The 22844-nt window shown below is 52.4% G+C and carries 23 protein-coding genes; 11 read left to right on the forward strand and 12 right to left on the reverse strand.

The features are described from left to right. Window position 1: 1 nt before the first annotated feature. Both J3P35_RS10755 and J3P35_RS10760 read left to right on the forward strand, forming a co-directional pair. Window positions 2-1549: a DHA2 family efflux MFS transporter permease subunit gene (locus J3P35_RS10755; protein WP_210464609.1), complete on the forward strand. Its 1548-nt coding sequence runs from the start codon at window positions 2-4 to the stop codon at window positions 1547-1549. A gap of 389 nt (window positions 1550-1938) precedes the next feature. Beyond that, window positions 1939-2820: a bifunctional 5,10-methylenetetrahydrofolate dehydrogenase/5,10-methenyltetrahydrofolate cyclohydrolase gene (locus J3P35_RS10760; protein WP_210464610.1), complete on the forward strand. Its 882-nt coding sequence runs from the start codon at window positions 1939-1941 to the stop codon at window positions 2818-2820. A gap of 94 nt (window positions 2821-2914) precedes the next feature. Here J3P35_RS10760 and thrC read toward each other — a convergent pair whose 3' ends face one another. The 4 genes from thrC to J3P35_RS22110 form a co-directional block, all read right to left on the reverse strand. Next, window positions 2915-4234: a threonine synthase gene (thrC, locus tag J3P35_RS10765; RefSeq protein ID WP_210464611.1), complete on the reverse strand. Its 1320-nt coding sequence runs from the start codon at window positions 4232-4234 to the stop codon at window positions 2915-2917. Continuing rightward, entirely contained in the window at window positions 4231-5196 is a 966-nt protein-coding gene (locus tag J3P35_RS10770) for a homoserine kinase (protein WP_210464612.1), read from the reverse strand. The genes thrC and J3P35_RS10770 overlap by 4 nt, the downstream gene beginning before the upstream one ends. 115 nt (window positions 5197-5311) lie before the next feature. Beyond that, window positions 5312-6718 (reverse strand): aspartate kinase, encoded by a 1407-nt coding sequence (locus J3P35_RS10775; protein WP_210464613.1) that lies wholly within the window; start codon window positions 6716-6718, stop codon window positions 5312-5314. 101 nt (window positions 6719-6819) lie between these two features. Next, window positions 6820-6942: a hypothetical protein gene (locus J3P35_RS22110; RefSeq protein ID WP_262897556.1), complete on the reverse strand. Its 123-nt coding sequence runs from the start codon at window positions 6940-6942 to the stop codon at window positions 6820-6822. Between the two features lie 342 nt (window positions 6943-7284). Between J3P35_RS22110 and J3P35_RS10780 the strand changes: the two genes are divergently transcribed. Next, complete coding sequence (locus tag J3P35_RS10780) at window positions 7285-7866, forward strand: 7-carboxy-7-deazaguanine synthase QueE (protein WP_210465563.1); 582 nt, start codon at window positions 7285-7287, stop codon at window positions 7864-7866. Between the two features lie 3 nt (window positions 7867-7869). Then, entirely contained in the window at window positions 7870-9798 is a 1929-nt protein-coding gene (locus tag J3P35_RS10785; RefSeq protein ID WP_246850163.1) for an OmpA family protein, read from the forward strand. 219 nt (window positions 9799-10017) lie between these two features. Here the strand turns inward: J3P35_RS10785 and J3P35_RS10790 are convergent, their stop codons facing one another. The 4 genes from J3P35_RS10790 to J3P35_RS10805 all read right to left on the reverse strand — a co-directional run bounded on the left by J3P35_RS10790 (window position 10018) and on the right by J3P35_RS10805 (window position 15211). Continuing rightward, window positions 10018-10959 carry a gamma-glutamyl-gamma-aminobutyrate hydrolase family protein gene (locus J3P35_RS10790; RefSeq protein WP_317195369.1) on the reverse strand — a complete coding sequence of 314 codons (942 nt, stop codon included), beginning with the start codon at window positions 10957-10959 and terminating at the stop codon, window positions 10018-10020. Next, complete coding sequence (locus J3P35_RS10795; RefSeq protein WP_210464614.1) at window positions 10947-11954, reverse strand: amidoligase family protein; 1008 nt, start codon at window positions 11952-11954, stop codon at window positions 10947-10949. The genes J3P35_RS10790 and J3P35_RS10795 overlap by 13 nt, the downstream gene beginning before the upstream one ends. Window positions 11955-12431: 477 nt before the next feature. Beyond that, window positions 12432-14483 carry an NAD-dependent DNA ligase LigA gene (ligA, locus tag J3P35_RS10800; RefSeq protein ID WP_210464615.1) on the reverse strand — a complete coding sequence of 684 codons (2052 nt, stop codon included), beginning with the start codon at window positions 14481-14483 and terminating at the stop codon, window positions 12432-12434. A gap of 365 nt (window positions 14484-14848) precedes the next feature. Further along, the gene (locus J3P35_RS10805) at window positions 14849-15211 is read right to left on the reverse strand and encodes an endonuclease domain-containing protein (RefSeq protein ID WP_210464616.1); all 363 of its coding nucleotides are present in this window, start codon (window positions 15209-15211) and stop codon (window positions 14849-14851) included. Between the two features lie 170 nt (window positions 15212-15381). Here J3P35_RS10805 and J3P35_RS10810 point away from each other — a divergent pair, with 170 nt between their 5' ends. Next, on the forward strand, window positions 15382-15900 hold the full coding sequence (locus J3P35_RS10810) for a gluconokinase (RefSeq protein WP_210464617.1): 519 nt from the start codon (window positions 15382-15384) through the stop codon (window positions 15898-15900). A 61-nt stretch (window positions 15901-15961) separates the two neighbouring features. Beyond that, the gene (locus J3P35_RS10815) at window positions 15962-17107 is read left to right on the forward strand and encodes a DEAD/DEAH box helicase (protein WP_210464618.1); all 1146 of its coding nucleotides are present in this window, start codon (window positions 15962-15964) and stop codon (window positions 17105-17107) included. Window positions 17108-17217: 110 nt separating this feature from the next. On the opposite strand, the gene J3P35_RS10820 is transcribed toward J3P35_RS10815, so the two are convergent. Together J3P35_RS10820 and J3P35_RS10825 are read right to left on the reverse strand one after the other, a co-directional pair. Further along, window positions 17218-17934: a 3-ketoacyl-ACP reductase gene (locus J3P35_RS10820; RefSeq protein ID WP_210464619.1), complete on the reverse strand. Its 717-nt coding sequence runs from the start codon at window positions 17932-17934 to the stop codon at window positions 17218-17220. Then, window positions 17922-18311, reverse strand: coding sequence for a hypothetical protein (locus tag J3P35_RS10825; RefSeq protein ID WP_210464620.1), 390 nt, complete (start codon window positions 18309-18311; stop codon window positions 17922-17924). Before J3P35_RS10825 ends, J3P35_RS10820 begins: the two co-directional genes overlap by 13 nt. A gap of 117 nt (window positions 18312-18428) precedes the next feature. Here J3P35_RS10825 and J3P35_RS10830 point away from each other — a divergent pair, with 117 nt between their 5' ends. Together J3P35_RS10830 and J3P35_RS10835 are read left to right on the forward strand one after the other, a co-directional pair. After that, a complete protein-coding gene (locus J3P35_RS10830) occupies window positions 18429-19259 on the forward strand; it encodes an alpha/beta fold hydrolase (RefSeq protein WP_210464621.1) in 831 nt (276 codons plus the stop codon). Window positions 19260-19287: 28 nt separating this feature from the next. Further along, complete coding sequence (locus J3P35_RS10835; RefSeq protein ID WP_210464622.1) at window positions 19288-19722, forward strand: hypothetical protein; 435 nt, start codon at window positions 19288-19290, stop codon at window positions 19720-19722. Between the two features lie 112 nt (window positions 19723-19834). On the opposite strand, the gene J3P35_RS10840 is transcribed toward J3P35_RS10835, so the two are convergent. After that, window positions 19835-20332, reverse strand: a complete 498-nt coding sequence (locus J3P35_RS10840) for a DUF4920 domain-containing protein (RefSeq protein WP_210464623.1) — start codon at window positions 20330-20332, stop codon at window positions 19835-19837. Window positions 20333-20398: 66 nt separating this feature from the next. Continuing rightward, window positions 20399-21142: a TapB family protein gene (locus J3P35_RS10845; RefSeq protein ID WP_210464624.1), complete on the reverse strand. Its 744-nt coding sequence runs from the start codon at window positions 21140-21142 to the stop codon at window positions 20399-20401. 162 nt (window positions 21143-21304) lie between these two features. On the opposite strand from J3P35_RS10845, the gene J3P35_RS10850 reads away from it, so the two are divergent. The 3 genes from J3P35_RS10850 (at window position 21305) to J3P35_RS10860 (ending at window position 22704) form a co-directional block, all read left to right on the forward strand. Further along, window positions 21305-21511: a hypothetical protein gene (locus tag J3P35_RS10850; RefSeq protein WP_210464625.1), complete on the forward strand. Its 207-nt coding sequence runs from the start codon at window positions 21305-21307 to the stop codon at window positions 21509-21511. A gap of 3 nt (window positions 21512-21514) precedes the next feature. After that, a complete protein-coding gene (locus tag J3P35_RS10855) occupies window positions 21515-21868 on the forward strand; it encodes a hypothetical protein (RefSeq protein ID WP_210464626.1) in 354 nt (117 codons plus the stop codon). Between the two features lie 203 nt (window positions 21869-22071). Continuing rightward, a complete protein-coding gene (locus tag J3P35_RS10860; protein ID WP_210464627.1) occupies window positions 22072-22704 on the forward strand; it encodes a cytochrome c oxidase subunit 3 in 633 nt (210 codons plus the stop codon). The last annotated feature ends 140 nt before the right edge of the window (window positions 22705-22844 follow it).

The raw sequence follows: 22844 nt of genomic DNA on the forward strand, positions 1-22844 counted from the left end.
TATGGCTGAAACTGGATTAAGAAAATGGGCCATCACCATTACGGTGATCTCGGCGGCGCTGCTGGAGCTCATTGACACCACCATCGTAAACGTGGCCATGCCGCAGATCCAGGGCAATCTAGGCGCGACGCTGGAAGACGTAGCCATGATTGTGACCGGTTACGCGGTGGCCAACGTGATCATTCTGCCTATGTCGGGGTGGTTGGGGAGCCGATTTGGCCGCAAGAACTACTTCCTGTTCTCCATCATTGTGTTCACCCTGGTGTCTTTCCTTTGCGGGAACGCCACCAGTCTGGAGGAACTGGTGATCTTCAGGATTCTGCAGGGGCTGGCCGGGGGCGGATTACTGTCCACCTCGCAGTCCATCCTGCTGGAGGCCTGGCCCAAAGAGCAGGTAGGAACCGCGACCGCCTTGTTCGGGTTGGGCGCCGTGGTAGGGCCTACTTTGGGACCCACCATCGGGGGCTACATCACCGATAACTACTCCTGGCCCTGGATTTTCTACGTGAACATTCCGGTGGGCATTATGGCGGCCATTGCCACCTACCTGTTCATCAAGAAGACACCCCGAGAGCTAGGCGGCAAACCCGTGGACTGGTGGGGCATTGCGCTGCTGGCCATTGCCGTGGGCAGTCTGCAGATTGTGCTGGAGAAAGGCGAGACCGAGGATTGGTTTGCAGCTACCTACATCATCGTGCTGTCGGCAACCGCCGTGATCGGGACGCTGCTCTTCATTTGGCGCGAGCTCACGTTTGAGTACCCCATTGTCAATTTCAAGATCATGCGCCACCGGAGTTTCTCGGTGGGCATGTTCACCTCTTTTGTGCTGGGTTTCGGTTTATACAGCTCCATGTTCGTGTTCCCGGTGTTCACGCAGGGGTTGCTGGGCTTCACGGCGCAGCAATCGGGTAAACTGTTGCTCCCGGGCGGACTGTTCACCATCATGATGATGCCGTTCATCGGGAAGATGCTGCAGCGCGGCGTACCGGCCCAGTTCATGGCGACGGGCGGGATGCTCTTGTTCTTTGTCTTCGCGATGATGATGAACCACTCCACCTTGCTCTCAGGCACCGGCGACTTCTTTTGGCCACTAGCCATCAGGGGAATCGGGATGGCGCTGCTGTTCGTGCCTTTGACCACGCTGGCGATCCAGGACCTGAAAGGACATGAGGTAGGGCAGGGAACTGGTCTGAACAACATGATGCGCCAGCTGGGCGGCTCCTTCGGGATTGCGGCCTTGACTACGCTCATCCACGTGCGCCAGGGCTTCCACCGCAACAACCTGCTGGTGAACATCAACGAGTATAACCCCGTGTTCACCCAACGCCTGAACGGCCTCATGCAGAACTTCCTGAGCAAAGGCTACACGTTCATGGATGCGCAGAAAGCCGCCTACAAAGCCATTGAAGGGATGGTGATGAAGCAGACCGCCCTCTTGTCCTACACCGATGCCTTCTGGGTATCGGGGATGATCATGCTTTGCTCCATTCCGCTGCTCTACCTGCAGAAGTTCAAGAAGAACTCCAACGTGCCGGTAGACGTGCATTGATCTAACCTGAACACCGATAATCAGAAATCCCTTTCGGGCCTATTTTCCCAAAAACAGCTTCGAAAGGGATTTTTCTTTTACAGACGAGTTCGGGTTAATGAGTTTCAGTAAAGCGGAGGGAAAAGGTTGCCGAACCTGTCTCAATGTTTCTCTGAGTGTGGTTCATCCTTTGGATCTCCTTCGTCTTGTTTATCGCCTCTTTTTCCATAATAAGCTATAAAACAGTAAGGATAGCAGGTGGCAATTGCAATAAGACTTGCACTAAGCCAAAGTGGAATATCTTTTTTCTTACATATAACTCAGGCTCAGGAAATAACTGCGAAAACCCGTGGACCTTTCCCCGTTGGCATGTACTTTTGCGCTTCGTATCATCTCTCATTCTCTTACCCATGACCCTTTTAGACGGAAAGAAAACCTCTGAAGCCATCCAAAGCGAGATTGCCGCAGAAGTTGCCCACATCAAAGAACAAGGAGGAAAGGTACCACACTTGGCTGCTATTCTGGTTGGCCATGACGGTGGTTCAATGACGTATGTAAACAACAAAGTACTGGCCTGCGAGCGCGTAGGGTTTGAGTCCACGCTGTTGCATTACGAGGACGATATAACCGAGGAAGCCCTTCTTAATAAGATCAGGGAGATAAATGAGGACGATGCCATTGACGGCCTGATTGTGCAGTTGCCGCTGCCCAAGCACATCAACCCGAACAAAGTGCTGGAGGTATTGGATTACAAGAAAGATGTGGACGGATTCCACCCCGTGAACGTGGGTCGCATGGTAGCCGGTCTGCCCGCCTATCTGCCTGCAACCCCTTACGGCATCATGCAGTTGCTGGAACGCTACAACATTGAAACCAAAGGCAAGCACTGCGTAGTGGTAGGCCGCAGCAACATCGTGGGAACGCCTATCAGCATTCTCATGAGCAAATGCACCATCCCCGGCGAGGCCACCGTTACCATCTGCCACCGCAACACCGTGGATCTGGCGCACCACACCCGCCAAGCCGATATCCTCATCGTGGCCGTGGGCAAACCCGGCCTCATCACCGAGGACATGGTGAAAGAAGGCGCCGTAGTGATTGACGTAGGAACCACCCGCGTTACCGATCCCACCCGCGAAAGAGGCTGGCGCCTACGCGGCGACGTCGATTTTGAGAAAGTAGCCCCAAAATGCAGCTACATCACCCCGGTACCCGGCGGCGTAGGTCCGTTAACCATCTCCATGCTGCTGAAGAACACCCTTCGGGCCGCCAAGAAAGAAGTACACGCTTAGAATAAGCCATAAAACAGAAACGCCTCACTTGCTCAAAGCAGGTGAGGCGTTTTCCGTTTAGGAGTCACTTTAATCAAAGCACTTCTAAACGTCATTAAAGGGTTCCTTCCTTATGTTCCTGCATCAAGAGCAGTTTGAACCCGGCAAAGTCATTGGGCATATCGGTGACTTGTTTCTGCCTACCCTGGAAGACCTTCAGTTGCTCTGGTAGTTCTATTTCCTGGCCTAAGACTTCTTCCATGCTTTTCTTGAATTTGGCCGGGTGCGCGGTTTCCAGGAAAATTCCCGGGGTTTTCAGCTCAGGCAGCAGTTGGCGCAGACTCAGGTACCCGATGGCGCCGTGCGGGTCTAAGAGGTAACCCGTGTCCTGGTGCACCAGTTTGATGGTGCCTTTGATTTCCTCGTCATCGGCCCAGAAGCCTTTGACCACCTGTTGGATGGCCCCCAGTTCATGGCGGAACAGCTCCTGGATGCGCGGGAAGTTGTTGGGGTTTCCTACGTCCATAGCGTTAGCGATGGTGCATACTGAGGGAGCGGGCGCATACTCGCCGGTCTCCAGGTAGTGAGGTACAATGCGGTTGCGGTTGGTGGCGGCTACAAAGTAGGTAACGGGTAAGCCCATCTGACGGGCCAGCAATCCGGCAGCCAGGTTCCCGAAATTTCCGCTGGGCACCGAGATAGTGATCTCAGTGGCCTCAGGGTTCAGTTTTTTCCATTGTCCCCAGGCATAGAAGTAATACACCATCTGCGGGAGCCACCGCGCCACGTTAATGGAGTTAGCCGAGGAAAGGTTCTTCTTCTGGTTTAACTCTTCGTCTGAAAAAGCCTGTTTCACAAGGGCTTGGCAATCGTCAAAGGTGCCTTCAATGCCTACCGCGCTGGTGTTCTGGCCCAGCGTGGTGAACTGCATTTCCTGAATCTCGCTTACGCCCAACTGCGGATACACCACCACCACGTCAATGTTGTCGAGGCCCAGGAAACCGTTGGCTACGGCGCTGCCGGTATCGCCTGAAGTAGCCACCAATACGGTAACCGGACGGTCAGGTTCCGCGAAGGCCTGCAAACAGCGGGACATGAATCGGGCACCTACGTCTTTGAAAGCGCAGGTAGGCCCATGGAACAGCTCCAGGGCGTAGATGTCTTTCTCCACCTCCACCAACGGAATCGGGAAATTGAACACTTCGGCGCAGATCTTTCGCAGGTCGTCCGGAGAAATATCAGCGGTGACATAAGGCTGTAAAACTTCAAAGGCAATCTCGGGCAGCGAGAGGGTAGGGAGCGCTTCAAAAAAGTCTTCGCCCAGGGCAGGGATCTCATGCGGGAAGAAGAGCCCTTTGTCCTGGGGTAGCCCTTTGATGACGGCTTCCTTGAAACTCATCTGGGCAGCGTAGTCATTGGTGCTGTAGTATTTCATAGCGAAACGGCAGGTTGGAAGGTTGACTGGGCCACCAAGCGTACACCCTGGTCCGGCACCTGTGATACATACGTTTTGGTTTCAATTCCGCTGCCAGCATAAACGGCTTCCATGGCTTTCTTCACCTCCTGGGCCTGCTCCAGCGTCGCCGACAAAGCGAAAATAGACGGCCCCGAACCTGAGATTCCTGCTCCCAAAGCCCCGGCACTTATAGCGGCATCTTTGACCTGCTTGAACAAAGGAATGAGCACCGAGCGCTCTGGCTCGAAAATCTCATCATGCAAACTGCGCCCAACCAAGCCATAATCCTTCTTCAACAGGCCGGCCATTAAACCCGCCAGATTTCCCCACTGTCGGATGCCTTTCTTGAGCGGGATTTCCTGTTTAAGGATGCTGCGCGACAGCGAAGTTTTGAGTTCTATCTGCGGGTACAGAATGGTGCAGTACAATTCCAGCGGCACCCCCAAAGGCACCACATCCAGGGGCTCATAATCCCGTACCAACACAAACCCACCCAGAAGAGAAGGCGCTACATTGTCGGCGTGGGCAGAACCGGAGGCTTTGCGCTCACCTTCCATGGCGTACATTACCAGTTCCTGGGTTGTGAAAGGCGAACCCAACAAGGCGTTCACGGCGAAGGCGGCTGCGGCCGAACTGGCGGCGCTACTGCCCAAACCGCTGCCCACCGGCATGCCTTTGTGCAGTTGCAACTCCAAGCCGTGGGTAATGTTCAGGGCCTCTAGCATTTTCTGGGCCACCACGCCAATCACGTTCTCTTTAGCATCAGTGGAAAGTCCTTCAATGCCGTGGATGGCGGAAATGGTGACACCCGGGGCATCTGATTTACGGGCCCATACTTCATCTCCGGGGGCGTCCAGGGCAAAACCCAGCACGTCAAAGCCGCAGCAGACATTGGCCACCGTAGCCGGGGCGTAGGCTTTGACAAAATTGTTGTTATCCATAAATAAGGCGCTGTATCTGTATGTCAGACCTAAGACTTTAAACTGGTAGAGGTCTGTTGATCAGTTTTTAATGGTTAGTTTATTGCGTGTATTCTGAAAACTTCGGGTAAAGCGATTACGCCAGCGTGGCGGTTGATTTTTCCGGGACGGTGAGGAAGAACCGGTCGTGGAGCAGATTCACGGCGCGGTGGGCGTCATTGGTGTTCAAAACCACGGATATAATCCGTTCGGTAGCGCCCTGCGCGATGGCCCTGATGTTGATGTTATGGTCACCCAGCAGCGAGAAAGCCTTGCCCGCGATGCCGGGCTGCTGTACCATGCCGTTTCCTACAATGGCCACAATACTCATGGGCGTCTCTACGCTTACCGGGTTCAGGAGCCCTTGTTCTATGTCGCCGGCAAATTCCTCGGTGATGGCCTGGGCAGCTTTTTCCCCCTCGGCCTCGGCCAGACCAATAGTGATGCTTTGCTCAGAAGATGACTGCGTGATGAAATAAACGTTGATGCACTCCAGGGCCACGGCTTTGAACATCCGCATGGCCACGCCGGGAACGCCCACCATACCGCTCCCGCTGATGGTAAGCACCGCAATGTGGTCAATACAGGAAATTCCCTTCACGTTCTGAGCACTAGGAGCGGGGTTGGCCGAGATGAGCGTTCCTTTATGGGCCGGGTTAAAGGTGTTCTTGAGTACCAGCGGAATTTTGGCGGCCACCAAAGGCGCGATGGTGGGAGGGTAAAGCACCTTCGCCCCGAAATACGCCAGCTCCATGGCTTCCTCGTAGCTCAGTTCCTCAATAGAATAAGCGGCGGCCGCTTTGCGCGGATCGGTGGTATACATACCGTCCACATCAGACCAGATCTCCAGCAGTTCAGCATTCAAGGCAGCAGCATACAATGAAGCGGTATAGTCAGAGCCCCCCCGGCCCAGGACGGTGGTTTTGCCGTCGGCGGAGCGGGCGATGAAGCCGGGTGCCACTAGGAGATCCGCCTGTGGCAGGTTGTCTCGCATAAAGGCGTAGGTGGCTTTGAGGTTCACCTTCGCATTCAGGTAATTGTTGTCGGTTTGAATGAAGTCGCGGCTGTCTACCAGTATGTTGGGCAGACCGTGGTGCTGGAACGCCACCGACACGATGGCCGAGGACAGGCGCTCGCCGTAGGCCATAACCCGGGCTTTAGTAGAGTCGCTGAGCTCATCCAGGAGGTAAATGCCGCGGCACAAGTCTTCCAACTCCCGGAAAATCATCTTGATACGGCCTTTAATGTCAATCTGCTGGCTCATGGGTACCAGTTCCTCAATGGCCTCCATGTGCTTGCTCTCCAGCTGCGATAGGAGCTCCAGGTAGGTAACATCATGGGTTGCGGCCTTCTGGTACAGGCTGATGAGCAGATCGGTGACTTTGGACATGGCGGAGACCACCACCAGCATTTTAGGGTTGTTTTTCTCCCGCAGAATGGAGATCAGTTGACGGATGGCCCCGGCATTGGCCACGGAGGTACCTCCAAATTTCAAAACCAGCATAAGATCAGGCTTTTAGGAAACGATAATTGTTACGTTGATTTCCGGCCACAGGCCGAAAAGGCCAGCTAGAATTTGGCCTTTGGAAGGGACGATATGTGCAGCTATACCCCCGGAGGGGTAATCGTGGTAATGCCTGTGGTAATGGAAAACGCCAACACACCGGTACCCGTCTCCTGAATGGCAGGAGAAAGCAGAAGGGATACTATGTTGAGAGTTTGTGCCATTGGTGCTGGCAATATCTGAAAAATTATCAAAGGAAAAAGTGAAAAGCTGAAAAAACTTTATTGGACTATGGGAAGTCACGCGAAAAAGCCGTCCTGCAACTCTGGGCAGGAATAGTTAACTTTGCGGCGCCCAAGGAAAATCCAATTGGTAAAGCGGGCCCATGCGGCAACTTATACCGTTGAATAGATGTTGGGTTAATACAACAATTCACGTTTTGGGACAGTTTTCATGAAAACGGGCCCTAAACCGTTTAGCTTATTACTTAGAAATTGGAAGCGACAGCAGATATTAAGATTGCCTCAGTGCACACCGTACCCAAAGACGGCACCAAATTACCTTTGATGGAGCATTTTTACACCATCCAGGGCGAAGGGTACCATACCGGCAAAGCCGCCTACTTCATCAGGTTGGGGGGCTGCGACATAGGGTGCCACTGGTGCGACGTGAAAGAGTCATGGGATGCGAAACTGCACCCCCTCACCGATACCGATTGGATTGTGCAGCAGGCTGAGCAGTACCCGGGCAAAGCTGTAGTGGTGACGGGCGGCGAGCCGTTGATCTATAACTTGGATTACCTTACCTCAGAACTGCAGAAACGCGGCATCCAGACGTTCATAGAAACCTCGGGGGCTTACCCTTTGAGCGGAACCTGGGACTGGATCTGCCTTTCGCCCAAAAAATTCAAAGGTCCGCACCCCAGCGTACAGCCGCACGCCGGGGAACTGAAGGTGATTGTGTTCAACAAAAGCGATTTCGCCTGGGCTGAGGAACATGCCGCGCAGGTGGGACCTAACACGCGCCTTTACCTGCAGCCCGAGTGGAGCAAAGCCGACGTGATGATGCCCCAGATTGTGGAGTATGTGAAAAGCAACCCTAAGTGGCGCATTTCGTTGCAAACCCATAAATTCCTGAATATCCCCTAAACCATGCAGCGTCTCCCGCTTCTTTGCCTTGTCTTTTTCTTCTTTCTCCAGTTAACCACCCCGGCATCTGCCCAAAAGCCAATAGAAGGTGGCTCTGCGAATAAAAAAGCCCAGAACGCTTACCAGGAAGGATTGAAATACATCCAGGCCCGGGATTTTGAGAAGGCGCTGGCATCGTTCAATGATGCCGTGAAGCGGGATTCCACCTTTGGGGAGGCTTACCTGGAGGCCGCTGGTTTGTACCGTATCCTGCAGAAAGAGGAGGAGGCTTACCAGTATTTCCGACGTGGTTTGGCCAAAATGGATTTAAAACCTGGCCGCTCCGCCGATTATTACAACTACGCTGATCTGGCCTTCGCCCGTGGGCAGTATGACCAGGCTTCTACCTATTACCAGCACTACATCCAGTTCGGGAAGAAGAACAGCCGGCAGATGCAGCGAGCAGTCCAGCAGCTGGAAAATGCCAAGTTTGCCCAAAACGCCATCAAAACGCCTGTTGACTTCAAGCCTCAGCCATTAGGCGAGGGGGTAAACAAATTCAACCTGCAGTATTCCCCGGTGCTCACCGCCGACCAACAGGCGCTGCTTTTCACCGCCCGCAACGGCAGCGGAGAACTGGACGACGAGAACCTTTACCTGGCTTCCCGCAAGGATGGGCAGTGGCAGGCGGCAGTTCCCATCTCGGAAGCCATCAACTCAGAGTTGAACGAGGGTGCTGCCTCGTTCTCCGGCGATGGTCGCGTGCTGGTCTTCACCTCCTGCAACCGCCAGGATTCCTACGGCTCCTGCGATCTGTACATCAGCTACCGCGAGGGAAATGAGTGGAGCAAACCCAAAAACATGGGCCGAACCGTGAACACCGCATCCTGGGATTCCCAACCAAGTCTCTCGGCGGATGGGCGCACCATTTACTTTGCCTCTAACCGCAAAGGCGGGCAAGGGGGCGAGGACCTCTGGATGACCAAACAGCAGGATGACGGCAACTGGAGCCTGCCGGTGAACCTGGGCCCCAAAGTGAATACCCCGGGCCGCGAGAACTCGCCTTTCCTGCACGCCAGTGGCAACACCCTGTACTTCGCCACTGATGGGTTGCAGGGCATGGGCGGTTTGGACCTGTTTAAGGTAAACCGGGAGCAAAACGGCTGGGGCACGCCCCAGAACATGGGCTACCCGCTGAATACCCACCGCGACGAAAGCTCCATCTTCATTTCCCCTGACAACAAAACCGGATATTACTCGGGTCAGGCGGTGGCAGGCACCAAAGCGGAGGTTGCTTTGCTGCAGTTTGAAGTGCCCGAAGTCTGGAAAAGCAAAACCATTGCTTCATTTGCCCAAGGACGCGTTTTTGACGCCGTCACCAAAAAACCGCTCAAAGCCACCGTGCAGGTGTATGACCTTGACTCTGCGGGCGTGATCTCCCAACAGGTAAACTCAGATGGTACCTCGGGCGCGTACACCATCGTCCTGAACCAGAAACAGCGCTACGCCTTATATGTGACGGCACCAAACCACGTGCTGGAAAGCCGCCATATTGCCGCAACTTCCACCTCGGCGCCATTGGCCCTGGACTTCTACCTGCAGCCCCTGAACAAAGGCGCCAAAGCCGTGCTCAGCAACATCTTCTTTGACACCGGCAAAGCCGAACTTCGGCCAGAGTCGCAGACGGAACTGAACAAAATCTTCCAGTTCCTGAAGGCCAACCCCAGGATACAGGTGGAGATTGCCGGCCACACCGATAACGTAGGTCAGCCAGCCGCAAACCAGAAACTCTCCGAGGCTCGGGCCAAGGCCGTGGTGAAATACCTGGTCTCCAAAGGCGCTCCAGCTTCTATCTTCCAGGCCAAGGGTTACGGTCAGACCCAACCAGATGCCCCCAACACCTCAGAAGAGAACCGGCAATTGAACCGCCGCATTGAGATGCGTATTCTATAGGAAAAAATTTTAGAGAAGAACAAACAATCCAAAGCCTTGCTGGTTGTATTAGTGCTAGTGTAAGTAAAACCTAAGGTTTAGTTGTTTAATTGATTTAGTAGAAAGGAAAAGCGGCCGGATTAAATCCGGCCGCTTTTTTTGTTTTCAAGCTGATTTCACCAAAACAAGGCTGAAACACAATCACCTTGTTCTAGGCAACAAGATATTGTCAAGCCATTCTTACAGTGCGCTTTTCTCGGCGGTTTCCGCTACCTGCTGGTCCAGGGACACCAGGGCGGCATCGCGGGGTTGGGCCAGGGCCTCGGCCATGTCTGGTTCTTCAATCTGCCGGTTCACCTCCCTGGCTTTCTGCACCAAGGCCTGGAAGAGCCGGCGTTGTTCCTGTCTTCGGGGCAGGTACTCTGGGTGCCACTGTACGCCCATGATAAAATCCCGCTCCACATGTTCAATGGCCTGCACCACCCCGTTAGATTCTGTGGCCACTATGTCAAGGCCTTTGCCGGGGGTATGCACCGCCTGGTGGTGCAGCGCGTTCACTTTGAGTTTTGGGCCCCCTATAATCTGCTCCAGTTTGCTGCCTGGCTTAAAGGTGACTTTCTTCACCGGAAAAATGCTGGACGGATTGGGCTCTTCTTTGTAGAAATCGCTGATGTCCTGGTGCAGGGTTCCCCTGAAGTACACATTCAATAGCTGTGAGCCCCGGCAGATGCCCAGAACCGGCAGGTTCTTTTTCACAGCCTGGTCTATGAGCTGGAACTCCAGGTGGTCGCGGTCATGGTCCAGAGACCACTGCGGCTTGCGGCTGAAGAGTTTGCGCACGAAGAAAAGGACAGGGTAGTAGATCCAGCGGGTGAAGCGCCAGATCCTCTGGAAGAAGTTTTTCCTGGGGTTCTTGAGCGTGCGTTTGAGGTACTCCTGAAAGACCGAGTCCTGCTGGTAAGTCTTAGGATCCACATCGGCGCCGCCGCCCACAATGAGGCCCTGCAAGCCATCGGCGGTACGCGGGTTTGACGGGGTGATATGCACGGGTCGGCCGCCGGCCAGCAAAACCCCGAAGGCCGTGAATACCCACGCCACCTCGCCGCCCTTGTCTGGGCCGGTAATGCCAATAGTGGGCCGGTTACGGTGGATCTTATAGTTGGTCTTCTTTATGGTAGCCACTGCTCAGTTTGTTTGCACCATTTTTTCTCAAACCCAATGAGGGTGTTCTCTTTCAGGCTGAGGTATTCTTTGCTCATCTGGGTGATGCGGTCTGGGTCATTGGCCAGTTCTTCAATGACTACCCAATTGTTCCATTCTTGGGCCAGGGTCCAGTCTGGGTCAGAGATACAGGAGTTGGGCAGGCGGTAATGGAAAGTCTTTCTGGCTTTTACGCTGCCCAGGTTCGTATATTGGTTCACTTGCTCAGGCCGCACAGAGGCAAAGAGGGGGTACATATCCAGAGGGCGATTCCGGTCTGGGTTGTACTGGTGGTAATCGTCAATGAGTTGTTCCAGGGTAGGCGCGTAACCCGGATCCAACACCAGCCGGTTGTACTCGGCCGGGAAAGGATTAATGAACGAGGTAAGGTTCTTGCGGGCGAAATCTGTCTCGCCAGCCTCCAGAAGCCATGGGTATAAAAGCAGAAATGCCCTGATGTACCGCAGAATGGTGTCTGGCTCGGTATCGGGGATCTCGGTGTTGATGTGCGTACCGAAGGCATTAGTGATGAAGGCCTCGGTGCCTTTGGCGTGGTGCTCATACAAGGTCTGGCGCAGCACCTCCAATTGTTCCAGCTGGTCATAGGGAAGCGGCGGCAGCCCTATTTCATAGGGAATCACTTTCTGGATTACGGCCTCCAGGGCATCGTCTATGAAACTCTCCAGGGTTTCGTTACCCAGTTTGACATGCTCCACATCAATGTTCAGCTTCTCGAAGAGCGTTTTATACTGTTTCTCGGTGAGTAGCTTCAGGTCTATCTCCACGCTGAAATCGCCAAGGCGCGTATTTACCAGTTTGGCCGAGAAACGGTTTTCCCATTCTATCTCGCCGCCGTACAGCACCTGGATGATCTCCAGGCATTCATTGATGCCCACATTCGCGAACTCCAACTCAAAACCTACGGTCCGCACCTTTCCTTCCTTGTTTCTCTCAATTGGCAGTGGCTTGAATGTCATAGTTTTAAAGGTCTACACAGTTTCCTACACGAACGAGGATAGAAGCGAAGCGTTACACCTTTTGTACTATTTTATTGTGTTTTGAAACGAAAGGATGGTCTTTCCCAATTGGTTTTTTGATTTCCTGGGGAGGAGAAGAAGTTTGATGAAGTGTAAACATTGTGGACCTGAATTGGCGCAGACGCTCGCAGGACCTCTGGACGCTGCGAGGTCCTTTGAGCAGGCGTTATCCCAGAACTTAAGCAAAAAGGTGATTTAGGCACGTTTTTCTAAAACAATGCCTAAATCACCTTTTACATTTTCCCTATTTGCCCAGAAGCAGTACAACCACCTTGTAGCAATCTCATTCTACCGCTTACAGGGGATGCATACTTTTCCCGCTTTGAATGAGAAAAATTAGCCGATGGTATTACCGTGTGCTCAAAAGACCTCGTAGCGTCCGGAGGTCCTGCGAGCGTCTATGCCAAGCACGCAGGACTACGCCAGCATTTGGTTGAATTCTTCCTCAGAAACAATCTTCACGCCCAGGGTAGTGGCTTTCTCCAGTTTACTGGGTCCCATTTTGTCGCCGGCTACCAGGTAAGACAGTTTCTTGGAGATGGAGGAAACAATCTTGCCGCCGTTGGCCACAATGGTATCCTGCAGTTCCTCGCGGGAGTAGCCAGAGAATACCCCGGATACCACGAAGGTGAGGCCCGCCAGTTTATCGGATTGGGGCTCTACCACGGCTACCTCACCCAGGTCCAACTGCAAGCCATGGAACCTCAGGCGTTCCACCAAATGTACGTTGGCTACATCCTGGAAATACTCCCGCACCGAGGCGGCAATGCGGCCCCCGATCTCGGGCACGGCAATGAGTTCTTCCTCGGTGGCGGTGCGCAGGGCGTCTATGTTCCGGAAGTGCTGGGCCAGTTTCTGCGCTACTGTGTTCCCTACAAACCGGATACCCAGGGCAAACAGCACCCGGTCAAATGGTGCTTCCTTGGAGTTCTCCAACGCTTTGAGGATGTTCTCCACGGTGGTTTTCTGGAACGTCACCACCCGACTTTTACCGGTCTCTTCGTTCACAAAGGTCTTTTTCAACCCGAACAGCGTGTCATACGTGAGGTCATAGAGATGGTCGGGGCTGGTGACCAGACCTTGTTCCACCAGCAACTCAATCTTGCCTTCGCCCAGACTCATGATGTTCATGGCCTTTCGGCTGATAAAATGCTCCAGTTTGCCTTTCACCTGCGGCGGACAGCCTTTCTCGTTAGGGCAATAGTGGTTGGCCTCTCCCTCGGTACGGACCAGGGCGGTATTACAGGCCGGGCAAATGGTTGGGTATACAATTGGCTCAGCGTTTTCTGTCCGTAATTCGGTTTTTACCGCGGTTACCTTGGGGATGATCTCGCCACCTTTCTCTACTACCACTTTGTCACCGATCATCAGCCCCAGGCGTTCTATCTCGTTGGCGTTGTGCAGGGAAGCGCGTTTCACAGTAGTGCCCGCCAACAGTACCGGTTTCATGAGTGCCACGGGCGTCACAGCGCCGGTGCGGCCCACATTGTATTCAATGCCCAGCAGATCAGTGACGGCTTCCATGGCTTTGTACTTGTAGGCCATGGCCCAACGCGGACTTTTGGCCGTGTAGCCCAGCTCCTCCTGCTGCGCATAGGAGTTCACCTTCACCACAATACCGTCTGTGGCGATGGGTAGCTCAAAGCGCTTGGTTTCCCATTCGTGAATGAAGTCCATTACCTCTTCAATGGTGTCGCACACGCGCCAGGTAGGCGATACGTTTAGTCCCCAACGCTGCAAGGCCTCCAAACTCTGGGAGTGGCTGTCGAACAGGGTAGGGGAGCTGAGCAAACTATAAGCAAACATGCTCAGACGACGGCGGGCCACTTCTTTGGAATCCTGCAGCTTGAGCGTGCCGGAGGTGGCGTTTCTAGGGTTGGCCATCAATGCTTCTCCAATCTCCTCGCGCTCTTTGTTTAGTTCCTCAAACACCGAGAAAGGCATGAATACCTCACCGCGCACCTCTACCTCCGCCGGGATGTCCTCACCGTGCAGGTGCAGCGGAATGGTACGGATGGTGCGCACATTGGGCGTGATGTCATCGCCGCGGGTCCCGTCGCCCCGGGTGACGCCGGCAGTAAGCGCGCCATTGGTATAAGTGAGGCTCATGGCCACCCCATCAAACTTAAGCTCGCAAACGTACTCCACGTGGTCACCGGTGACCTTGCGCACGCGGTTGTCAAACTCCCGCACCTCATCCTCAGAGTAGGTGTTGCCCAAGGAAAGCATAGGGTATTTATGCTTTACCGTAGGAAAACTCTTGGTAATGGTGCCGCCCACGCGCTGGGTGGGGGAGTTGTCTGAGCGGAATTGCGGGTGCTGCTCTTCCAACTGCTGCAGCTCTTTCAGCATCTGGTCAAACTCATAGTCAGACACTTCCGAGACGCTGTTCTGGTAATATTGGTAATTGAGGTAGTTAAGGCGCTGGGTAAGCTCTAAAATGCGGGCTTCAGGGTTCTGCTCAGGCATGGGTGCGTGGTGTTTTTATCTAGGGCAAAGGTATGAAAAATCACCCCGAAGTTGCTCCATCCTGGTTCTCCAAATAACCACCCCCAGCCCCTCTTAAAATAGGAGGGGAGCTTTCTGCTCCTCACCGTAGATTAGGGGTAGCCAGAGTTTTTATCGTATAAATACCTGCACTTGAAGAAGCTGTTTTTGCTTTAGTTTTGGAAAAAGAGCACGAAAGGATCTTGCTTTTAGCAAACTTTTAGGTTTTTATTCAACAAGGGGAACGTTGTGGCAAAATGGACTGCAAACATTAATTAACCGGAAAGCGGCTATTGAAGAAAAGCTCCCCTCCTAATATTGGAGGGGTTGGGGGTGGTAAATGGTTGCTACTTTCTAAAGCTTCTCCTAATTTCCTCAATAACTCCCTCTGTCTGTTCAAACACATCTTTGTTCTCAAACCGGATTACTCTGATGTTTAGGTTCTGCAGGTAAGCTGTCCTGACATGATCATTCTCCATGCCGGCATAGGTAAAATGATGGGCTCCATCCAATTCAATGGCGAGCATTTCTGAAGGGCAATAGAAATCAAGGATATATGGACCTACACTGTGTTGCCGCCTGAATTTTTTTCCGTCCAATTGGCTTCTTTGCAGGATTTTCCATAAAAATGCCTCGGCAGATGTAAGATTATTCCTCAGATTTCTGCGATTCTCTTTTAAAGGCGGAACGTTATGGATAGGTGTTTTCACATAAAGCGGATTTCCGGCCAAACTGAGGTACAAGCGTTTTGGTTCCCATTGTAAACTACGTTGGAAAAGGCTCAAGAAATTGCATCTAACAGGTTCTTAAATCCATAAAATTTGTTCAATCCTGAAAATCCTGCTTCTTTGGGTTTTTCCTAAACTAAAAAGAACAAAACATGTCATATATGGTAATGGGCGTATCGGGGAGCGGAAAGACCACGGTGGGGAAGCTTTTGGCGCAGAAACTTGGTTTGCATTTCTTTGACGCCGATGATTACCACCTGGCGCCCAGCATTGAGAAAATGCGAAGTGGCATTCCACTTACGGACGAGGACCGCGCTGAGTGGCTTCTAAAACTGAACGGACTTTTGCAGGAGGCGGAAAAAGCGGGGCAGGAGATTGTACTGGCCTGTTCGGCGCTAAAGGAGAAGTACCGCCTGGTTTTGCAGCAGAACCTGAAAAACGAGCTCAAAATAGCTTTCCTGAATGGTGATGCGGCCTTGCTCCAGAGCCGCCTGAGCGCGCGGGAGGGGCACTACATGCCTGCTACTTTGCTGGCCTCCCAACTGAACACGCTGGAGGTGCCCGTTCATGCCTTAACTTTGGATGTGGTGCATCCGCCGGAGGTGCTGGTAGAAGAAATCATCCGGAATTTCCCGCCAGGCGGTGCTGCTGTCACAAGCGCCGATGTCTGAGCAATCCAGAACCCGTATTTATAGGCTATCTTTGGGCTACAATATCCTTCAAGACTATAGTATGTCCTTTTCAGAGTTAGGTTTATCGCCCGCCATTGTCAAAGCCGTGGCCACCCAGAATTTCCCTCAACCCACCCCGGTGCAGAAAATCGCTATCCCGGAGATTTTGAAGGGACGGGATTTGCTGGGAATTGCGCAGACGGGCTCGGGGAAAACCGCGGCTTACGCCCTGCCTATCCTGGACAGAATGCAGACGAACCGGGCTTTCAGGAACCGCTACGTGAAGGCGCTCATCTTGGTGCCCACGCGGGAACTGGCTTTGCAAGTGGGGGAGGTATTCCTGTCTTTCAGCGCGCATATTCCTATCCAGATTAAGACACTGGCTGTATTTGGGGGCGTGTCTATCAATCCGCAGATGATGAAACTGCAGGGAACCGATATCCTGGTGGCCACGCCGGGCCGCTTGCTGGACCTGGTGGAGTCTAAGGCGGTGCATCTGTCTGAGGTAGAGACGCTGGTGCTGGACGAAGCCGATAAAATGCTGAACCTGGGTTTTGAGGAGGAGATGCGCCAGATTCTGGCCCTTTTACCAAAAAGACGCCAGAATCTGCTGTTTTCAGCCACGCTGGACAAGAAGGTAGACGCCATCCAGGAAACTTTGCTGCATGAGCCTATTGTGGTGGACATCAAAGAAGAGGAAGACGCCGGGCCGTCGCTGATCTCCGAGATGGCTTACCTGGTGGCCACTGAAAGGAAAGGTCCGTTCCTGCGCTATCTCATCAAACACAATAACATGCAACAGGTGCTGGTGTTCGTCTCCGCTACCCAGCGCGCCGATCATCTGGTGACCAAACTCGCGAACAACGGCATTAAAGCGGTGGCGCTGCACAGCGGCAAAAGCCAGGGAGCGCGCACTGAGGCGCTGGCCTTGTTCAAGAAAGGGAAAGTAACGGTGCTGGTGGCCACTGATCTGGCCTCGCGGGGAATTGACGTGCAGTATTTGCCCTACGTGATCAACTATGACCTGCCGCGCGCGTCTAAAGACTACATCCACCGGATTGGCCGCACGGGCCGGGCAGAGTCGGCGGGAGAGGCGATCACGCTGGTTACCCCCGAGGATGCCCACCATTTCAAGATCATCCAGAAGCAAACCAAACGGGTGATTCCCACTCAGGAAACCGGCGACATTGATTTGAAAGGCTTTTGATATAGCTCTGGAAAGAGAGCAATAACTATAAAGGGTTTCGGGGTTGTTTTTTGAAAAACAGCCCCGAAACCCTTTTCAGATTTTTATCCGGCGGTCGCCGATATTTTCACCTAAGGATTGGTAGACCAGATGCCCGCTTCTTTAAGGAAAACCCTGCGGTTCAGCTTTAGTTGGCAAACCACAAACTCAGCAAAATCTTCTGGCTGCATTACTTTATCTGGGTTGCCGTCCGTAAGCTTTAGTTCCACGGCTAAGTCGGTGGCTACGGTGCTGGGGGTGAGGGTGGTCACCCGGATGTTGTGCTTCCGGACCTCCTGCATCAGGGACTCAGACAAGCCAATGAGCCCGAATTTTGAGGCGCTGTAAGCACTGGTCACCGCGGAGCCGCGTTGCCCGGCAGTAGAGGAAATATTCACGATATCGCCGGTTTTCTTGGAGATCATGGCGGGCAGTACGGCGCGGGTCACGTAGTAAGGCCCCATCAGGTTTACTTTGATGATGTGCTCCCATTGGTCCGGCTCCAGGTCCAGGAACTTCCCGAAGGAAGCTGTACCAGCGTTGTTGATGAGGATATCTACAAAGCCCAATTCCTGCTGCACCTGCTCCACGGCCTCGTTCACGCTGCGGATCTGGGTGACATCGGCAGTCACGATGGAGGTTTCCACGCCAAGGGCTTCTATCTCAGAGGACACTTTCTCCAGATCGCTTTTGGTGCGGGCCAGCAACCCAATGTTCACTCCTTCTTTAGCCAGCGCAAGGGCAATGGCACGCCCAATTCCTTTGCCGGCGCCCGTAATAAGGGCAGTTTTTCCTTTCAAAGATTCCATAAAGTGTACTTATAATTTCTAATACCAGCAGATACGCCCCTGCACACCTTGGTGCGGGCCATTTCCTGCCAACAACTGTGCTTCTTGTCATGGGTTAAACGGGCAAAATTTCTGGTAGTTGGATTTCTTTTTATGGAATGGAGCTGGTTTGAATAGATTCCCTGCATTACCGGCAGAGTAGGATTACAGAATGGCGAAAGCTGTTTTGAGCCTGTTTTCTGTAAAGCAAAAAGAAACGGATTCTCCCATTTCAAAGGATAATTCCTACTTGAAAATGCCTGTATTTCTAATTTGGCTTCCTGGAATGGTGACTTACGCAGCTTTTTAAAATTTAATATTATCTTGTGTGGGTGCAAATTAGAACCTGGCTTATTCATAGGCTGTTCTGATAAAAAAGCCCTAAAGTCCGTTTCTTATATAGAAGATTCGTATATTTCGTCAGCTCCTCCTGAATTGCAGGACATATGTGTTTGCCCTTCATTACCCCCCTAAATATGAAAGCTACCAAAAGAAATTATGTACAGGTCAAAGGCAAAGGGAAGAAACCCATGCTGTTTGCCCACGGCTATGGCTGCGACCAGTCTATGTGGCGCTACGTTACGCCTGCCTTTGAAGAAGATTACAAAATAATACTCTTTGACCATGTGGGTTTCGGGAAGGCAGATACCTCTGCGTACGTTCTGGAGCGCTATTCATCACTGCAGTCTTACGCCGTAGACATCCTGGAAATCTGCGAGGAGCTGGAACTGGAGGATGTCATCTTTGTGGGCCACTCGGTCAGTGCCATGATCGGGGTGCTGGCTTCCATCATTGACCCAGACAGGTTCTCCAAACTGGTATTGATCGGGCCCTCACCCCGTTACATCAACGATGAAGATTACACCGGAGGATTTACCCAGGAGGGCATAGATGGCCTGCTGGCTTCGCTGGACAGCGATTACCTGAACTGGTCACACAGCATTGCGCCCATTATCATGGGCAACGAAGACCGGCCCGAATTGGGGCAGGAACTGGCCCAGAGCTTTTGCCGAAGCAACATAGAGGTGGCCAAGGAATTTGCCCGCATCACTTTCCTCTCAGATAACCGGGCCGATCTGAAGAACGTGAAAACCGAATCCCTGATCCTGCAGTGCTCTGATGACGTGATTGCGCCCCTGCCGGTAGGGGAGTATATGCACCAGAACCTGCCCAATAGCACCTTCAAGCTCCTGAAAGCCACCGGGCATTGCCCTAACCTTAGTGCCCCGGAAGAGACCATTGCTGCCATTAAAGAATTTTTAAGCCTTGATGTAAAATCTGAGGAGAAAGCCAAAAGCACAGTATAAAGTTCTGTCCCCTAAAAGGCAGAACAGAATGTGGGAAATCAACTCAATGGATAAAACGGAGCTCAAGAAGGCGAATGGTGATGTATACTTTGAGGCGCAAAGGCTGCTGCTGAATGGGTACATTCAAGTGAACTGGATTGGGATCCAGTCTCTTGAAACGGTGGTGATGGGCGGTAATCAAATCCTAGCTATGCTGCGGGAAAAACCTTGCCGGGGTCTACTTAACAGTAACCGCGAACTCATAGGCCCTTGGGAGGTGGCTGTGCCGTACATGGCTTTTAAATGGGCACCGGCCGCAAGCTCACTGGGCCTGCGGTACTTCGCGCATGTCTTGTCCCCGGGCATTTTCGGGAAGAGGTCATTTGACCAGTTCCAGACCCAAATGAAAGAACCGCTGATCATTGTGAGGTCTTTTGATGAACAAACCCAGGCTGAGCAATGGCTCCTCAAGCAATTGGCTTAATCTCTTCCCTTCCTTTAGGAATACTCTACCAAAAAAATAACAGCCTCCGTTTCATGGCTGATTTCCAAAAATCAGCCATGAAACGGAGGCCACAATATCTATAATCAAAGAGCTATTCTTTGACCTGTACGCCGGAAGCGACAAACGTGATGGTGGCTTTGGGTTTGTTGATGGCGGCAATCTCTTCTTTGCTTTTTCCGGCATCCTCGGCGAAATGGCGCTGGTCTGCCACGCTCACGGTGTCTCTGAACGCCACACCCTCAAACACCACTTCCTTACCTACAATGTTTTTGGGCATAAAGAACGCGTAGTTCTTGAAGGTGACCCGCATGGGCTCCTGCCCATCTAAGGCTACTTTCATCCAGCAGCCTTTGGCCTGGCAAACCTCCAGCACATTGGCGGCAATAGTTGCCTTGGCTGAGTCCTGGGTTTCAAGCATAGTGGGCAGCTGGGTGGCGGCAATGGCGTTCTTGGTCGTGATCTTGGTCCCGAAGGTTTTCACCGGTTGCGCAGAGTTCTGGGCAGCAGAAGCAGGGGCCTCAGGGTTTCTGGCGCAGTTTCCAAAAAGAAGGGCCAAAGCAAGGGAGGCTGGGAAGAGAAGCTTTTTCATAGCAGTCTTGGATTTAACTATGAGTAAAGCTACTCAACTTAGGCTAAGGTGCAAACATAGAGCGGTTTATTTCTGCAGGGCCTGGGCCGCGTTCCGCTTGGTTATGAGTTCCAGGCCTTTGGCTTTCTTTCCGCGCTTGTTATAGTACTGGCATTTGATGAGGCCGTGCTCCAGGGAGAAATACTCCTCCACCTTGAAAACATCGCGCAGAGGCAGGCCCATGGCGTCCAGGTTCACCTCATAGTTGTAGGTGATTTTATAGCAGTCAAAGGTGCCGGCCGGGGTGGTTACTTTTTCTATGGCTTCTACCTTGCGGTCTGTTGCTACCATGGAAATTTGGGTTATATTTACTGAAGAGGAGCGGACCTTGACACCCAGTTTTCCGTCGGGCAATTTCTGGCCTATTTTCATCTGCTGCGGATAGGCAATATCTACCGGGGTAAAGTCAAAATCCTTTCCTTCAAAGGCTTTCATTACCTGTTCCCTGAGCAGAAGCATGGCATCAAGGTAAACGGTGTCATTGACGCACCGGATGTGGTACTCCTCAGCGGTTTCTGGCCGGTTAGATTTGTTTCTGCGGGCGCTTTTGAAGGTGGTCACGTAAGCGCCGTCCTTGTCGGTTACCTGTTGTACCACTTTGTTGTTGAGGGTGCCTTTGTTGCGCCCCTTGTCGGTTACCTGAAAGACGAACTCAGTATTCTTGGCCAAGCCCAGCGGTTGCAGACAGTTTTGGGCCAGTGCCGCACCGGGCACCATGCCCGAAGCCCCAAGCCACACCAGGCCTAGCACGTAGAAGTAAATTTTTTTCATAGAGAGTTACCCCACTCCGGGGTAGATAGCTGCTATTTATACGTAGTAGTCCCTTGCTTGGATATATTGGACTTTTCAAATTATAATACGGAATGAAACGAGGCGTTTTAAGCTTCGTATTTTTTGTCTTTGTAACCGCATCTGCAAACCAACTTAGAGAATATGGAAAACTCTACCCAACCCGTTCAGAAACTGTCTGACCTGGCCGCCATCCTCCTGGAGAAACTGAAGGCCGCCCAAACAGACATCACCTTGGATTTTCAGGAAATGTCTGTGCAGGGACCCGGCCCCGCAGGCCAGCCCGGCCAGTGGAAACTCAACGGCAAGCTCACGCTCAAAACCAAGTCCTCAGGCGCTAACCACTCATAAGCCATGGATGCGTTTCCGTTTGAAATTGCCGGTAAACTGGTGCTCACCGTTCTGGAAGACCACGTGCTGGTAGTGGCCGAGGAGAATTACGTCATCGTGAACTTTAAAGACCACCCAGCCCTGGAGCGGGTGCTCCAGAATGTGCTGCCGCCTTCGGGCCCGGGCAAAAGCAGCGGTGGGTTTGCTTCCAAGATGGAAAAAGCCAAAGAGCTGAACCATTGGATGCTACGGGCCGGCCTGGTGGTAGATGTACGGGTCAACAACAAAACGTACGTGGAATTTGGTACCGGTAACATGCCCCGGATTACGGCCAGTGCGGTGTTTGGGCAGGTGGGTTCGTGGTTTAAAAGAAGCTGATTCCTGCCTTCCATGCGCCCAGAAACTTCCCTGAAAATGGATTATTTAATATAAAAATAGGTGGATGCAACGTTCTTGCAGAAAAGTGCATCAAATATGAGAAAACCTGTAAACATTCTATTGATTTTCAAGGTAGTACATAAGAGAAAAGGAAGTGTTTCAAACAGTCTGGTAAGCATGTAAGGCTAATGAACTTTTAAGTCATGAAATCTGAGAATCAAAATAAAATAGGCGCTGGCAAAATGTCCAGCTTTGAAAAAATAGAGAAGGTACCGCCGCTCAAAATGCTCCTTTATGTCAGCATGGCCGGCATGGCCATGTTGTTTTTCATGCTAACGGTGATGTTTCTCTATAAGACCGGCGAGTCTGCCTCTGTTACCTCCTTTGTACTGCCTAAGCTTTTTTCTGTAAGTACCGTTCTTATCCTGGTAAGTGGCTTCTTTATGCAGCAGGTGCCCGGTTTCTACCTTCAGGACGACCTGGTGCAAATGAAGAAAGGCTTGATGTGGTCTTTGGTCCTGGGCATGGCGTTTGCCGTGGCGCAGATTGTGGCCTGGTATGAAATGGCCTCGGCCAGGGTTTTCTTTGACGGGCATCCGGCGGGCACTTTTCTGTACCTTTTGTCGGCTCTGCACTTGCTGCATATTGCCGGCGGATTGGCATTTGCTTCTTACCTCTACGTGAAAGTGAACAGAGCCTCCACAGACCCAATCCGTTCGCTTATCTTCAACCGTGACCCATACCGCCTTATGCAGGTGCAGATGCTGCGCAGCTATTGGCAGTTCCTGGACGTAATCTGGATCGCGCTGTTCTTTATTTTCCTGTTTGCGCTGTGAGGAATGAGTGATTGAGAGAATAAAGCAAGAAAATAAAGAGGCGAGGTTGGTAAACTGAATTTACCGGCCTCGCCTCTTTATTTTATCAAATATAGGTGGATTTTAATTTTTCAAGCTATCGAATTTCACCATCCATTCAT

The sequence above is a fragment of the Rufibacter roseolus genome (genome assembly GCF_017916365.1).
In the GTDB taxonomy this organism is placed as follows: domain Bacteria; phylum Bacteroidota; class Bacteroidia; order Cytophagales; family Hymenobacteraceae; genus Nibribacter; species Nibribacter roseolus.